At 64.4% G+C, this 14936-nt stretch carries 12 protein-coding genes; all 12 read left to right on the top strand.

Annotation, left to right across the window (positions count from 1 at the left end):
• Positions 1-58 precede the first annotated feature (58 nt).
• The 12 genes from CK221_RS23560 (at position 59) to CK221_RS23615 (ending at position 14935) form a co-directional block, all read left to right on the top strand.
• On the top strand, positions 59-769 hold the full coding sequence (locus tag CK221_RS23560; RefSeq protein WP_095779438.1) for an SDR family oxidoreductase: 711 nt from the start codon (positions 59-61) through the stop codon (positions 767-769).
• An 11-nt stretch (positions 770-780) separates the two neighbouring features.
• Complete coding sequence (locus tag CK221_RS23565) at positions 781-1530, top strand: SDR family oxidoreductase (RefSeq protein ID WP_095779439.1); 750 nt, start codon at positions 781-783, stop codon at positions 1528-1530.
• An 83-nt stretch (positions 1531-1613) separates the two neighbouring features.
• Positions 1614-2561, top strand: a complete 948-nt coding sequence (locus CK221_RS23570) for a LysR substrate-binding domain-containing protein (protein WP_066992107.1) — start codon at positions 1614-1616, stop codon at positions 2559-2561.
• Positions 2562-2648: 87 nt separating this feature from the next.
• Positions 2649-3683 (top strand): amino acid ABC transporter substrate-binding protein, encoded by a 1035-nt coding sequence (locus tag CK221_RS23575; RefSeq protein WP_082980382.1) that lies wholly within the window; start codon positions 2649-2651, stop codon positions 3681-3683.
• A gap of 77 nt (positions 3684-3760) precedes the next feature.
• A complete protein-coding gene (locus CK221_RS23580; RefSeq protein WP_245430714.1) occupies positions 3761-4927 on the top strand; it encodes an ABC transporter permease subunit in 1167 nt (388 codons plus the stop codon).
• Entirely contained in the window at positions 4928-6010 is a 1083-nt protein-coding gene (locus CK221_RS23585) for an amino acid ABC transporter permease (protein ID WP_245430715.1), read from the top strand.
• 13 nt (positions 6011-6023) lie between these two features.
• On the top strand, positions 6024-6779 hold the full coding sequence (locus tag CK221_RS23590; protein WP_095779440.1) for an amino acid ABC transporter ATP-binding protein: 756 nt from the start codon (positions 6024-6026) through the stop codon (positions 6777-6779).
• Between the two features lie 53 nt (positions 6780-6832).
• Complete coding sequence (locus tag CK221_RS23595) at positions 6833-8239, top strand: FAD-binding oxidoreductase (RefSeq protein WP_095779441.1); 1407 nt, start codon at positions 6833-6835, stop codon at positions 8237-8239.
• Between the two features lie 117 nt (positions 8240-8356).
• The gene (locus tag CK221_RS23600; protein WP_095779442.1) at positions 8357-10027 is read left to right on the top strand and encodes a thiamine pyrophosphate-binding protein; all 1671 of its coding nucleotides are present in this window, start codon (positions 8357-8359) and stop codon (positions 10025-10027) included.
• Complete coding sequence (locus CK221_RS23605) at positions 10024-12120, top strand: hydantoinase/oxoprolinase family protein (RefSeq protein ID WP_095779443.1); 2097 nt, start codon at positions 10024-10026, stop codon at positions 12118-12120. The genes CK221_RS23600 and CK221_RS23605 overlap by 4 nt, the downstream gene beginning before the upstream one ends.
• Positions 12117-13736 (top strand): hydantoinase B/oxoprolinase family protein, encoded by a 1620-nt coding sequence (locus CK221_RS23610; RefSeq protein ID WP_095779444.1) that lies wholly within the window; start codon positions 12117-12119, stop codon positions 13734-13736. The genes CK221_RS23605 and CK221_RS23610 overlap by 4 nt, the downstream gene beginning before the upstream one ends.
• Complete coding sequence (locus CK221_RS23615; protein ID WP_095779445.1) at positions 13733-14935, top strand: pyridoxal phosphate-dependent aminotransferase; 1203 nt, start codon at positions 13733-13735, stop codon at positions 14933-14935. The genes CK221_RS23610 and CK221_RS23615 overlap by 4 nt, the downstream gene beginning before the upstream one ends.
• Position 14936 lies beyond the last annotated feature (1 nt).

The raw sequence follows: 14936 nt of genomic DNA on the forward strand, positions 1-14936 counted from the left end.
GGTTTCGCGGCACCGGTCGAGGCCGCAGACTAAAGATCAGGCAATAGGGGAAGCCCACGTGACGACAGCCTTCATCACAGGTGCGACGAGCGGCATTGGGCGAGCCATCGCCATCGCGTTGAGCGACGCCGGTTACGACGTCTATGCGGTCGGTCGCAGCCAGGCGGCGCTGAAAGAACTGCAGTCCGAGCGTCCTGGCATCCTGCCGATCGCCGTTGACGTTACCGACCGCGAGGCTTTGGAATCGGTCCTGGCCGATCTCACCATCGATGTGCTGATCAACAACGCCGGCATCATGCCGCCGCTCGGCAATTTCGCCGACATGACGATCGCAGACATCGACACCACGTTAGAGGTGAACCTCAGCGCGGCGATCCTGCTCACCCGCCTCGTCGCGCCGCAGATGCGCGAGCGCCAGTCAGGCTACATCTTGTTCACCGGCTCCACCGCCGGCCACGCGGCCTATTCCAACATCGCCGTCTATTCGGCCACCAAGGCGGCGATCTCCGGCTTTGCCGCTGCCTTGCGCGCCGACCTCTCGCCGTCCGGCATACGCGTCACCGAGATCGTCGCCGGTCGGGTCGAGACGCAGCTCTACAAAGACATCCTCGACGCCGACGCCCGGGCGGCGATGTACGCCGGAAAAGTGGTGCAGCCGGACGACGTGGGCAGGATGGTCGTCGCTGTGCTGGCGCTCCCCGCATGGGCCGACGTTACTCGTTTCGACATCATGCCGACCTGGCCGACCTCGCCCAGCGGCACCAAGTAAGGAAAACTGCAATGAAGGATCTTTCCGTTCTGATCGTCGGCGGCGGCGCCGGCCTTGGCGCCCTTCTCGCTCGCATGGCTGTGGAGGCCGGGGCAGCAAAGATCGGCATCATCGACATCAACCAGAAAGCTGCCGAGAGCGCTCTCGAAGCGGCGAAGGCCAAGGGCCTGCCTACGGCTGCCGCAGCTTGCGACATCCAGGTCGGACCGCAGTGTCACGCCGCCTTCGACGCCATTGTCGCGAAGCTCGGGCGCGTCGACACGCTGATCAATTGCGCCGCGATCTATCCTCGGCGTCCGCTCCTCGAGATCACCGACGCCGAGTGGGACGCCTCCAACGGCATCAACATCAAGGGCACGTACCACATGATGGTGGCGGCCGTTCGCCACATGCAGTCGCAAGAGCCAAAAGCGCATGTGCGTGGAAGGATCGTAAACCTCACTTCCGTCGACGCCTTCAAGGCGCATCCGCAGAACGCCCATTATGCGGCGACCAAGGCCGCCATCGTCAGCCTCACGCGCTCCTTTGCCCATCACGTCGCCAAGGACGGGATTTTGGTGAATTCCGTCGCGCCCGCCGGCATGGCCACCGAGAAGGCCAAGGCGCTCGGTTTTCTCGAGGAATTGGCCAAGGCAAGCCCGCTCGGCCGCGGCGCCGAGCCGACCGAGATCGCCGAGTGGGTGCTCATGACCGGCGGCCCGAAGAACACCTATATGACCGGTGAAAACGTAATCGTCTCAGGCGGTTACATCTACGCCTGAATCGGTTTTCATAAGCCGGCGGCGTCTGAAATCCAGCAGTGCATGATCAACGGAGTCTCGAACGAAAGGAGGCGGACTTCACGATGACCGGCAAGCTTCGCCTTCCTTCGCTCAATGCGCTTCGCGTCTTCCACGCCGTCGCACAGCACAAGAGCTTCCGGCAGGCCGCCGACGAGCTCCTGGTGACGCCGCAAGCCGTCGGTCAGCAGATCAAGCTTTTGGAAGACACGCTGCAGGTGACGCTGTTCGAGCGCAAGGGGCGCTCGATCGAGCTGACTGAGTCGGCGATCCTGCTCTCGCACTATGTCAAAGCCGGCTTCGACGAATTTTCCGAAGGCGTTCGCCGCGTCACCAAATCGAACTACCGGGACCGCATCAATCTCAATGCGAGCCCCTACTTCGCGACGCACTATCTGCTGCCCAGGCTTTCATTGTTCCGCGAGATCCTGCCGGGCGCTGATCTGCGCCTGACGACGATGGTCGACCTGCCCGATTTCGGGCGTGACGACATCGATATGACGGTGCAGTGGGGCTATGGCAACTGGCCGGACTACGAGACCACGCTGCTGGTGCCGGACCCGAAGATCATATGCTGCACCCCGGCGATTGGCGAGAAGATCAAGTCGGCGCAGGACCTGACGCGGTTCACGCTGCTCGACACCGTCAAGTCGAAGCGGCTGTGGCCCGACATATTGCGGCACCTCGGAGTGGAACTGGCTGAAGGCGACCGCAGCATCGGCTTCGATGACGCCGCCACCATGCGCCGTGCGACGCTCCAAGGCATCGGTGTCGGCCTGGTTTCCGTCATCGATGCCGAGGAGGACTTCAGGTCGGGCGCGCTGGTCGCGCCACTTGGCCGTGACGCCCTCTCGGACATGAAGCCGGAAGAAGTCCCCGGCTTCTACCTCGTCATGCCGCGCGGGCATCTGCGCGTGAAGGCGGTGGCCGCCCTGCATCGCTGGCTCGTCCAGCAGGATTGGGGCAGCGACCTCAAGCTTTCTCTGCCGAAACCGACACCGCTCTCCGATTAGGAGCGGCTTAGCGACCGAGGGCCGAAGCGCGTGTTTCGGGCCTCCAACAACAAGAACAAGTGAACCTCAACAGTGGAGACAACAAACATGAAAATGACGAAATGGGGGGCCGCAGCCATGGCCCTTGGCCTGGTTCATTTTGCGGCGCCGGCCGAGGCGGCGGGCGGCAAGACGCTGGAAACCGTGAAGGCGCGCGGCGTGCTCAACTGCACGGGCCATGACGGCTCCTATCTCGGCTTCGCCGAGGTAGACGACAAGGGCAACTGGAAGGGCATGGACATCGACCTCTGCAAGGCGGTGGCGACCGCCGTGTTCGGCGACCCGGCCAAGCTGAAGATCGTCCCGATCAGCTGGGCGCAGCGCTGGCCGTCGCTGCAGTCGGGCGACGTCGACATCATCATCAAGGCGTCGGGCGGCACGCTCAGCCGAGATACCGAGCTCGGCCTGCAATTCTCGATGTCCTATTACCTCGGAACGACCAAGGTGATGGCGCATAAGGAGCTCAATCTGAAGTCGCTCAAGGACGCCGATGGCGGCTCGATCTGCATCCCCGCGGGGACGACCATCGAGCAGCAGGTCGCGGCCTATGCGCAGAAGGTCGGGATAAAGCTGGAGCCTGTCGTCATCGAAAAGACGGAAGAGCTCGAGCAAGCATACTTCTCGGGGCGCTGCGACATGTATGCCCAGTGGGGGCCAGTTCTCGCAATCGCGCGTGTCGCCAAGGGCAAGGTCGACGACCACGTGATCCTGCCCGACGTGCTCGCCGTCGAACCCGAGGTCATGATCGTGCGGCAAGGCGACGACAACTGGGTCGACGTCGCCAACTGGACGCTCTCCGCCCTGCTCTTCGCCGAGCAGGAAGGCATCACGTCCAAAAATGTCGATGAGATCAAAGCCAAGCCCACGTCGCCGGCGGTCGCCAAGTTCCTCGGTGCCGCGCCAGGCATGGGCAAGGGTCTCGGACTTCCTGACGACTGGGCCTACAACGTGATCAAGAAGGTCGGCAATTATGGCGAGATCTTCGATCGCGATCTCGGCAAGGAGTCGCCCTACAAGATGGATCGCGAGCTCACCAACCTCTGGAACAATGGCGGCGTCCTGTTCCCGCTGGTGATCGACTGACTCCACCTCTTAACGCAGCTCGCTCTGAGCTCCGCCTGGCACCGCCAGGCGGAGCCGGCGACAATTCGGGGAAGACCATGATGGTCAGCCTGCTAAGAAATCAGAGGGTCCGCAATACGCTTTTACAGGTTCTTTATGTCGGCTCGCTTGCCGCGATGATCCTTGCCTGCGTGATGATTGCCCGGCGGAACCTGGCGCAGCAAGGCATCACCTCCGGCTTCGACTTCCTGTTCAAGTCGACGGGCTGGGATGTCAACTTCTCGCTGCCGCCCGCCACCGCCAACGACCCCTACTGGTGGTTCTTCCTCATCGGCGTCATCAATACGCTATTCCTGGGATGCACCGGGCTGATCCTGGCGACGATCGTCGGCACCATCGTTGGCCTGGCGCGGACTTCCTCGAACGAACTGGCGCGGCTGCTTGGCCGCACCTATGTCGACATCTTCCGCAACATCCCGCTGATCCTCCAGGTCTTCTTCTGGTACGCCGTCATCACGCATCTGCCGACGCCACGCGCCGCGCACGAGGCCTTCGGCATGCTGCTGACCAGCCGCGGCCTCTATGTGCCGGTCCCCAATGTCGGCGGCGTCGCGTTTGCGGCAGCTTTCCTTGCTGTAATCGCCGCGATCGCGCTGCCGGTTTGGCTGGGCCGGACCACGCGCCTCAGCCAACCGCCCGGCGAGCGGCTCGGCATTCAACTGACCGCGGCCGCGACGGCACTGGCCAGCGCAGTCATTGTCCTTGCGCTGGGTCGCCTGCCGGACCTGCCGCTGCTCGACTTCCCTGCCCTGCAAGGCCTCAACCTCAAGGGCGGCCTGCGCATTCCTCCCGAATTTTCCGCTTTAGCCATCGCCATCGCCATCTATGGCGGCTCCTACATCGCCGAGATCGTGCGCGGCGGCTTCAAGGCAGTCGGCAAGGGCCAGATGGAGGCCGCACTTTCGCTGGGGCTGAGCCCCTGGCGCGTGTTCACGCTGGTGCGGCTGCCGCTGGCGCTGCGTGCCATGCTGCCGATCCTCGCGAACCAGTATGTCTGGCTGATGAAGGCGACGACCATGGGCATTGCGGCGGGCTTCACCGACTTCTTCATGATCGTGGCGCTGACCATCAACCACTCCGGCCAGACGCTGGAGGCGATCGGTATCCTGATGGCGGGCTTCCTGGCGATCAATCTCAGCCTGGCAGCCGTGTTCAACCGCATCAACAAAACCATTGCCCTCAAGGGCAATCAGTTGAGGGGGTGAATGATGGAGATGGTAATTGTCGCTCCTCCTGCCCCTGGCAAGCTCGAAGACCTGAGGCGCCGTTTCTTCGCCACGCCGCGGCAGGCGCTGCTGTCGCTGATATCGCTGGCGATCATGGCTTTCGTTCTCTGGAAGCTGTTGAACTGGGCGGTGTTCTCAGCGGTGTTCACCACCAGCGGCGGGCCCGAGGCCTGCCAGGCGGCGGCAGGAGCCTGCTGGTCGGTCATTGCCGCCAGATGGCGCATCATCCTTTTCGGCCTCTATCCCTTCGAGGAGCAATGGCGCTCGGCCTTGGCCTGTGTGGCCGTCGTGGTCATGACAGTGCTGAGCTGCATCCCGGCCTTTTGGACCGGCAGCCGCATCGCGATCGTCTGGGGCGTCGGAGCGGCGCTCTACTATGTGCTGATGAAAGGCGGCGTGCTCAGCCTCCCCTATGTCGGCGAGGAAGCCTGGGGCGGGCTGGCGCTCACCCTTTTCATCTTCGTCACCACCTGCCTGATCGGCTTTCCGCTGGCGATCTGCCTGGCTCTCTTGCGCCGCTCGGAGCTGCCCTGGATATCCAGGACCACGGGCCTGATCATCGACGGAGTGCGCTCGCTGCCGCTGATCTCTATTCTCTTCACCTTTGCCGTCGTGCTGCCCTTCGCGCTGCCGCAATGGATGGCAGGCGACAAGCTGCACCGAGTCATTCTCGGCTCGGCCCTGTTCTTCTCGGCCTATCAGGCCGAGATCGTGCGCGGCGGCATGCAGGGCGTTCCGAAGGGCCAGGAGGAAGCCGCCATGGCGCTGGGCATGAGCTACTGGCAGCGCATCGGCCGCATCCTCCTGCCGCAGGCCATGCGCAACGCGCTGCCGGCGACGATCAACCAGTTCGTCATCTCGTTCAAGGAAACCTCGCTGGTGGTTATCGTCGGTTTCTTCGAGATCCTCGCCTCCGGCAATGCCGCCTACGGCACCGGCGAATGGCGCTTCGCCTATGTCGAGGTCTATGCCTTCATTGCGTTGATCTATTTCGTCTTCGTCTTCAGCCTGTCCCGCTACGGTGCTTACCTCGAGCGCCGCATGTCGGTCGGCGAACGGTAAGGAGGCGCGCAAAGTGATTTCGACGCAGTCATCCGGCGCCGCGGTTCATATCGAGAACCTGGACAAATACTACGGCTCTTTCCACGCGCTGCGGAACATAAACCTTTCCGTGAAGCGCGGAGAAAAGATCGTCGTCTGCGGCCCCTCGGGCTCCGGCAAGTCGACCATGATCCGCTGCATCAATCGGCTCGAGCAGCACAATGGCGGGCGCATCACCGTGCTCGGCACCGAGCTCAACGACGATGTCGGCAACACTGACGGGATCAGGCGCGAAGTCGGCATGGTGTTCCAGCACTTCAACCTGTTCCCGCACATGACCGTGCTGGAGAACTGCATGATCGCACCGATGATCGTGCGCAAGCGACCGCGCGCCGAGGCCGAGGCGACCGCCCGGTGCTATCTGGAGAAGGTCCGCATTCCCGAGCAGGCGACGAAGTTTCCCGGACAGCTCTCCGGCGGCCAGCAGCAGCGGGTGGCGATTGCGCGCGCGCTTTGCATGCAGCCGCAGCTCATGCTGTTCGACGAGCCGACGTCGGCGCTCGACCCGGAAATGATCGCCGAAGTGCTGGATGTCATGGTGAGCCTTGCTTCGGAAGGCATGACGATGATCTGTGTCACGCACGAGATGGGCTTCGCGCGCCGCGTCGCCGACCGCGTCATTTTCATGGACCACGGCGAGATCGTCGAGGAGGCGCCGCCGGAGCAGTTCTTCACCTCTTGCCGGAACGAGCGCACCCGGCAATTCCTGTCGCAGGTGCTGGGTCATTGAGCCAGGCGCCGCTGCTGTCTATACGCGGCGTGCCACATATCGCAGGTATCGCAATGACCGATCCCGTCACCGCTTTGCGCGAGATTCTCGGACCGAAAGGCTGGCTTTCGGGCACCGACGCCGAGCCTTATCAGCGCGACTGGCTGAACCGCTATGGCGTCGCGCCTTTGGGCGTTGCCAGACCCGCGAACACGGCCGAAGTTGCGGCAGTCGTCAAGGCATGCCGGGTGGGCGGCGTGGCCGTGATTCCGCAAGGCGGAAACACCGGCCTGTGCGGCGGCGCCGTCGCCGATCGGGCGGACGCGATCATCGTCTCGCTTTCGCGCATGACGGGAATAGGCGAACCGGATCCGGAGAGCGGGTCGATCGCGGTTGACGCGGGTGTTGTGCTCGCCGCGTTGCACGACGCGCTGGAGCCGCATGGCCTGATGTTCCCGATGCATCTCGGCGCCGAAGGCAGCGCCAGGATCGGCGGCCTGATCGGCACCAATGCCGGCGGCAGCCAGGCGTTTCGCTATGGCATGATGCAGGACCTCGTGCTCGGCCTCGAAATCGTGACCCCCGACGGCGCGGTGTGGGACGGCCTTCGCGCGGTGCAGAAGGACAATGCCGGCTATCAGCTGCGCAAGCTGTTCTGCGGTGCCGAAGGCACGCTCGGCATCGTCACGCGCGCTGTCCTCAGGCTCTATCCCACGCCAAAACAACAGGCGAGCGCGCTTCTGGTAATGTCCGACTTCGCCGCGGCCGTTTCCTTCGGCACCTATCTGCGCGGCGAGGCCGGCGAGTTCCTTGCCGGGCTCGAATTCTTCTCCGATGTCGGCCTGACGCTGGCGCTCAAGCATCTGCCTGATCTCGCCTACCAGCTGGAAACACGAGGCGACGTCTACCTGCTCGTCGAACTGGCGTCAGGTTCGGCGCGCGTTCCGCTGGACGAGATCCTCGCTTCGGCACTGGAATGGGGTATGGAGGAAGGTCTGGTCGTGGATGGCGCGCTGGCCAATTCGGGCGCGCAGCGGGCGCAATTCTGGCGGCTGCGCGAGGAACAACCCGAGGGGCAGCGGCTGGAAGGCGAACAGTTGAAGCACGACATCTCGGTGCCGCCGGGCGCCATCGCCCGCTTCATCGAGACCGGCGCCGGGATTTGCGACGACATCCTGCCCGGCGTGCGGATCAACCCATTCGGGCATCTCGGCGACGGCAACATCCACTACAATCTGTCGCCGCCGGAAGGCCGCGCCGATTTCGACGGCAAGGCGGGACAATTTGCCGAGGCGCTGGCTGCGCTCGCTACCGAGATGGGGGGCAGCTTCGCGGCGGAACATGGGCTTGGGCGCGCCAAGATCGCCGTGGCCGAGCGGAATCGCAGTTCAGTGGAGCGGGAACTCATGGCGCGGCTGCAGGGCGCGTTCGACCCGCAGGGCACGATGAATCCCGGCGTCCTGGTTCGAATTGCAGAATAAAGAAAAACTTTCGAATGGACCGCATTTCTTGATTTCGCGTCGGCCCGCCAGAGTGCAGGTATAAGTTCGAAAGGCAGGCTCCGTCTGCTTGCCACCAGCGTAAGAGGATGCCGAAGCATGGTCCGCAATGGCGGTCGCCTTCTTGTCGAGTGCCTGATCTCGCTTGGCGCGACCAAGAGCTTCGGCGTTCCCGGCGAAAGCTATCTCGCCGTTCTCGACGCGCTGCACGACACGCGTGGAAAGCTGGACTACGTGCTCTGCCGCAATGAGGGCGGTGCGGCTTTCATGGCTTCCGCCTACGGCAAGCTGACGGGCACGCCGGGCATCAGCTTTGTGACGCGCGGCCCGGGCGTGACCAATGCCAGCATCGGCGTGCACACCGCCATGCAGGACAGTTCGCCGATGATCCTCTTCGTCGGCCAGGTCGGCACCGACATGAAAGGCCGCGAAGCCTTCCAGGAAATAGACTACCGGGCGGTGTATGGAACCGTCGCAAAATGGGCGGTCGAGATCGATGACGTCGATCGTCTTCCCGAAATCGTGGCGCGGGCCTGGACCACCGCTCTGACCGGACGGCCCGGCCCCGTAGTGGTCGCGCTGCCGGAAGACATGCTGACGGCCATGACCGGAGCCGCGCCGCTCGGCGGACCGGCGTCTGTCTTCGAAGCGGCGCCGGCACAGGAGGCAATTGCGTCGGTATTGAAGATGCTTGCCGCCGCCGAAAATCCGGTGCTGCTGATGGGCGGCACCAACTGGACGGCTGACGGACGCGCGGCGCTTCAGGCTTTCGCTGAGGCCTCCGATATCCCGGTCGTGACAGCCTTCCGGTATCAGGACCAGTTCGACAACCATTCGCCGGTGTTTGTCGGCGAGGCCGGCGTCGGGATGGTGCCGCATGTGAAAAACCTGATCCGCGATGCGGACGTGATCCTCGCCGTCAATGTCCGCTTCGGCGAGATGACGACCGACGGCTACACCCTGCTCGAAGTTCCCGTACCGCGCCAGAAGCTGATCCACGTGCACGGCTCCGATCGCGAGATCGGCAAGATCTATGTGCCCACGATCGGTATCCATGCCGGTCCGAACGCCTTCGCCAAGGCGCTCACCCCGATCAAGGGTTCTTGGGCCGACTGGCGCACGACGGCACGCAAAGCCTATGAAGGCACGTTCGCTGCGCCCGTGCAGCCCGGCCCGGTCGACATGGTCGCGGTCAGCACCTGGCTGCGCGAGAATCTCCCGGCCGACGTCATCCTTACCAACGGCGCCGGCAATTTCACCCTGTGGCCGAACAAGTTCTTCAAGTTTGGACCGCAAGCGCGCCTGCTTGCGCCGCAATCCGGCGCCATGGGCTATGGCCTGCCGGCCGCGATCGCGGCGAAGGTCGCATACCCACAACGCACCGTGGTCTGCTTTGCCGGTGACGGCGACTTCCAGATGAACTGCCAGGAACTCGGAACCGCCATGCAGGCCGGCGCGCCGCCGATCGTGCTGATCGTCAACAATGGCATCTACGGCACCATCCGTGCCCATCAGGAGCGCAACTATCCGGCTCGCGTCTCCGGAACCTCGCTCGAGAATCCCGACTTCGTGGCGCTGGCGAAGGCCTATGGTTTTCACGCCGAGCGGGTCGAATCCACGGGGGATTTCGCGGCGGCGTTCGAGCGGGCGCTTAGCTCGACGACCGGCGCCGTCCTCGACATCGCCATCTCGCCCGAAGCGATAACGCCCCGGCAGACCCTCTCTCAGATGCGCGACGCCGCGCTCGCTTCCCAGAAGGCCAAGGCATGACCTCCAGAACTGACGACATCCGTCTCGGCGCGGACATCGGCGGCACCTTCACCGACATCGCCCTTGATGTCCGAGGGACGATGTTTTCGACCAAGGTGCTGACCAACTATGCGGCTCCCGAGCAGGCGATCCTCGACGGCATCGCCATCGTCATTCGCGACGCCGGAATTTCTCCGTCCGAGATCGGCATCATCATCCACGGCACGACGCTTGCCACCAATGCGCTGATCGAACGCCGTGGCGCGAAGACCGCGCTGGTCACGACGGAAGGGTTCCGCGACGTGATCGAGATGCGAACGGAAAACCGCTTCGAGCAGTATGATCTGAACCTGCAACTGCCGACGCCGCTGATCCCGCGCGAGGATCGCTTCACCGTCAAGGGCCGCATCGGCGCGGAAGGCCAAGAGCTGCAGCCGCTCGACGAAGCCGCTCTGGAAGACATCGCCGACCGCATTGCGGCGGGTGGTTTCGGCTCGGTGGCGATTGGCTTCATCCATGCCTATGCCAACCCCGACCACGAGCGCCGGGCGCGCGAGATCCTCGCCAGAAAACTCGGCATCCCGATCTCGATCAGCGCCGAAGTCTCGCCGCAGATGCGTGAGTTCGAACGTTTCAACACGGTCTGCGCCAACGCCTATGTGCGGCCGCAGATGGCCGACTATCTCGCCCGCCTGCAGACGCGCCTGAAGGACATGGGCGCCGATTGCCCCGTCTTCATGATCCATTCCGGCGGCGGCCTGATCTCGGTGGAAACCGCTTCGGAATTTCCGGTCCGGCTGGTGGAATCCGGCCCGGCGGGCGGCGCGATCTTCGCCGCAGACGTCGCCAGGCGCTTTGGTCTTGAGAAGGTCGTCTCCTACGACATGGGCGGAACCACCGCCAAGATCTGCCTGATCGAGGACTATGCGCCGCGCACTGCGCGAACTTTCGAAGTGGCGCGCACCTACCGCTTCTCGAAGGGCTCGGGCATGCCGATCTCCATCCCGGTTATCGAGATGATCGAGATCGGCGCCGGCGGCGGTTCCATCGCCTGGGTCGACGCCATGGGCCGTATCCAGACCGGGCCGGAGAGTGCCGGCTCGGAGCCGGGGCCGGCCTGCTACGGGCGCGGCGGCAACCGTCCGGCGATCACGGATGCCGATCTCGTGCTCGGCAAGCTCGACCCCGACAATTTCGCCGGCGGGGCGATCAAGCTGGACAGCACTGCGTCCGAGCAGGCGATTCTGCGCGATGTCGGCGAGCGGCTGTCGCTCGATGCCATGTCGACGGCCTTCGGCATCTGCGAGGTAGTGGACGAGAACATGGCCAATGCTGCCCGCGTCCATGCGGTCGAGAACGGCAAGAACATATCCGACAATCTGATGATTGCCTTCGGCGGCGCCGCCCCGCTTCACGCGGCGAGACTGTGCGAAAAGCTCGGCATCGACCAGTGCATCGTTCCGCGCGGCGCCGGCGTCGGCTCGGCGATCGGCTTCCTCAAGGCGCCGTTCGGCTACGAGGCGCTGGCCTCGAAGCTGACGCGCCTGTCGCGGTTCCAGCCTGCCGAAGTGAATGCCCTGCTCGCCGATCTCAAGGACTCCGCCGAGGGTTTTGTGCGCGGCGGCGCCAGCGGCAGGATCGTCTGCGAAATCACCGCCTTCATGCGCTATGCCGGCCAGGGCTGGGAAATCCCCGTGCCGGTGGCAGACGAGCCGTTCGGCGACGATGCCGATTCAGAACTCAAGGCGTTGTTCGAGGAGAATTACCAGCGCTTCTTCGGCCGCGCCATCGAGGGGCTCGACGGACTGGAAATCGAGATCGTCACCTGGTCGGTCAAGGCGACGGATGTGCGTCCCGCCGTCGCCAGGCACGAGCTCACAACTGGCAAGAAGACGAGCGAACTCAAAACGACCCGCGAGGTGTTCGATCCGGTCAGCGGCGCGCCGCGCAGCTACGGCATCGTCGAGCGCGACACGCTCCGCCCCGGCGATCGGATCGCGGGCCCCGCGGTCATCGTCGAGCGCGAAACTTCCACCGTCGTCACCACCAGCTTCGACGCCGTCATCCAGAGCGACGGCGCTATCCTCCTGATCCGCAAAGGCAGCCAGGCATGAGCGATATTGGCGAAATCCGCATGCAGGTCATGTGGAACCGGTTGATCTCGGTGGTCGAGGAGCAGGCGCTCACCCTGCTGCGCACCGCCTTCTCGACTTCGGTGCGCGAATCCGGCGACCTGTCGGCTGGCGTATTCGACCCGCGCGGCCAGATGCTTGCGCAGGCAGTCACCGGCACGCCGGGCCACGTCAACACCATGGCCGAGGCGGTGCTGCATTTCATGCACGAAATCCCACGCGACCAGATGTTCGAAGGCGACACTTACGTCACCAACGATCCCTGGCAGGGCACCGGCCACCTGCACGACATCACCATGGTCTCCCCGTCCTTCCTCAACGGCGAACTCGTCGCCTTCTTTGCCTGCACGGCGCATGTCGTCGATGTCGGCGGGCGCGGCTTCGGCGCCGACGGCAAGTCGGTCTACGAGGAAGGCATCCAGATCCCGATCATGAAGTTCGCGGAAAAGGGCAAGGTCAATCTCGATCTGGTCAGGATCCTGCGCGCCAATGTCCGCGAGCCCAACCAGGTGGTCGGCGATTTCTATTCGCTCGCTGCCTGCAACGAGGTCGGGCACCGGCGCCTCGTCGACATGATGAGGGAGATCGGCCTGACCTCGCTGGATGGGTTGGGCGATTTCATCTTCTCGCGCACCCGCGACGCCATGCTGGAACGCATCGAGGCGCTGCCCAAGGGAAGCTGGTCGAACGAGTTGGTGACCGACGGCTACGACGAGCCGGTCAAACTCGCGGCCACGGTGTCGGTCCGCGAGGACCATGTCGAGGTCGACTTCACCGGCACCGACCCGATGAGCCGCTGGGGCATCAACTGCCCGATCATCTACAGCAAGGCCTATGCCTGCTATGCGCTGAAATGCATGGTGGCGCCCGACATCCCGAACAATGCCGCCTCGCTCGCCTTCTTCACCGTGTCGTCGCCGGTCAACATCCTGAATGCCGTGCGGCCGGCCCCGGTGGCGTTGAGGCACATCTTCGGCCACATGGTGCCCGATCTGGTACTTGGCGCGTTCTCCAAGGCGTTGCCCGGAAAGATCCTCGCCGAAGGCGCCGGCGCGCTGTGGAACATCCACATTTCGGCGCGGCCCGTCGCCGGCGCGTCCGGCCGCCGCGCCGAAGTGCTGATGTTCAACTCCGGCGGCATGGGCGCGCGGCCTGAGCTCGACGGCTTGTCGGCGACGGCCTTCCCGTCCGGTGTCCATACGATGCCGATCGAGGCGACGGAGCATACCGGTCCGATCGTGATCTGGCGCAAGGAGCTGCGGCCGAATTCCGGCGGCGACGGCGAGTTCCGCGGCGGCCTGGGTCAGATCATCGAGATCGCCGCGATCGACGGCCACGAGTTCGACTTCTCCGCCATGTTCGACCGCGTGAACCATCCCCCGCGCGGACGCAATGGCGGCGAGCCCGGCGTCGCCGGCGTGGTCAAGCTCGACGACGGCACAAAGATGCGCCCCAAGGGCTGGCAGCACGTGCCCGCCGGGCGGCGGCTGATCCTCGAACTGCCGGGCGGCGGCGGCTATGGCGATCCGGCCAAGCGCAGCGCCGCCGCGCGGGCCAACGACCGATCCAAGGGTTACATCTCGGAGAACGACCAATGAGTTACGTTGCCTCGCGCCTCTCGGCGGTGAAGCCTTCGGCTTCCATGGCGGCTTCGCAGGCCGCCAAGGCGCTGCGCGCCAAGGGTGTGGACGTGATCGACCTCGGATTGGGCGAACCCGATTTCCCGACCCCGCTTCGCATCATCGATGCCGCGCATTTTGCCGCCAAGGCCGGACAGACGCTCTACACCGCCGCCGCTGGCACCATCGAAGTGCGCGAAGCCGTGGCCGGCAAGTTCCGCCGCGAGAACAGCCTGGACTACACGGCCGACGACATCGTCGTCGCCAACGGCGCCAAGCAGATCATCTTCAACGCGCTGATGGCGACGCTGGAGCCAGGCGACGAGGCGATCCTGCCGGCGCCCTATTTCGTCTCCTATCCGGAAATGGTGAAGCTGCTCGGCGGCACGCCCGTCGTCGTCGAATGCCCGGAGACCACAGGCTTCCGGCTGACGCCGGCGCTGCTGGAAAAGGCAATCACGTCAAGGACAAAGTGGCTTTTCCTCAACATGCCCGGCAACCCGTCCGGTGCGGTCTATTCCGCGTCCGATCTCAAGGCGCTGGGCGCGGTGCTGGCAAAACACCCGCAGGTGCTGGTCCTTTCCGACGAGATCTACGAGCACATCCTCTTCGACGGACGCGAATTCGTCTCCTTCGGCAAGGGCTGCCCCGAGCTCAAGAACCGCACCCTGATCGTCAACGGCGTCTCGAAGTCCTACGCCATGACCGGCTGGCGCGTCGGCTACGCAGCCGGCCCCGCGCCACTCATCAAGGCGATGTCGACGATCCAGAGCCAGTCCTGCACCTCGGTGTGCTCGATCGCACAAGCCGCGACCGTCGCCGCCCTCAGCGGTCCGCAGGATGAAGTCGCGCGCTTCCGGCAGGCCTTCGAGGCGCGCCGCAACCTGGTAGTGGACGGCATCAGGAAGATAAACGGACTGACGTTGTCGCCGCCGGAAGGCGCCTTCTACGCCTATATCGGCTGCGCCAGCCTGATCGGCCGCAAGACGCCCAAGGGCGTCGTCCTTGAGGATGACGCGGCCGTGGCCAACTATCTTCTCAACGAAGGACGCGTGGCGTCGGTGCCGGGCGTCGCCTATGGACTGTCACCCTATTTCCGCATCTCGACGGCGACTGGCGAAGGGGTGCTGGCCGAGGCGATCTCGCGGATCAATGCCGCCGTCGCGCAAGTGGAGTAAA

The sequence above is a fragment of the Mesorhizobium sp. WSM3868 genome (genome assembly GCF_002294785.1).
In the GTDB taxonomy this organism is placed as follows: domain Bacteria; phylum Pseudomonadota; class Alphaproteobacteria; order Rhizobiales; family Rhizobiaceae; genus Mesorhizobium.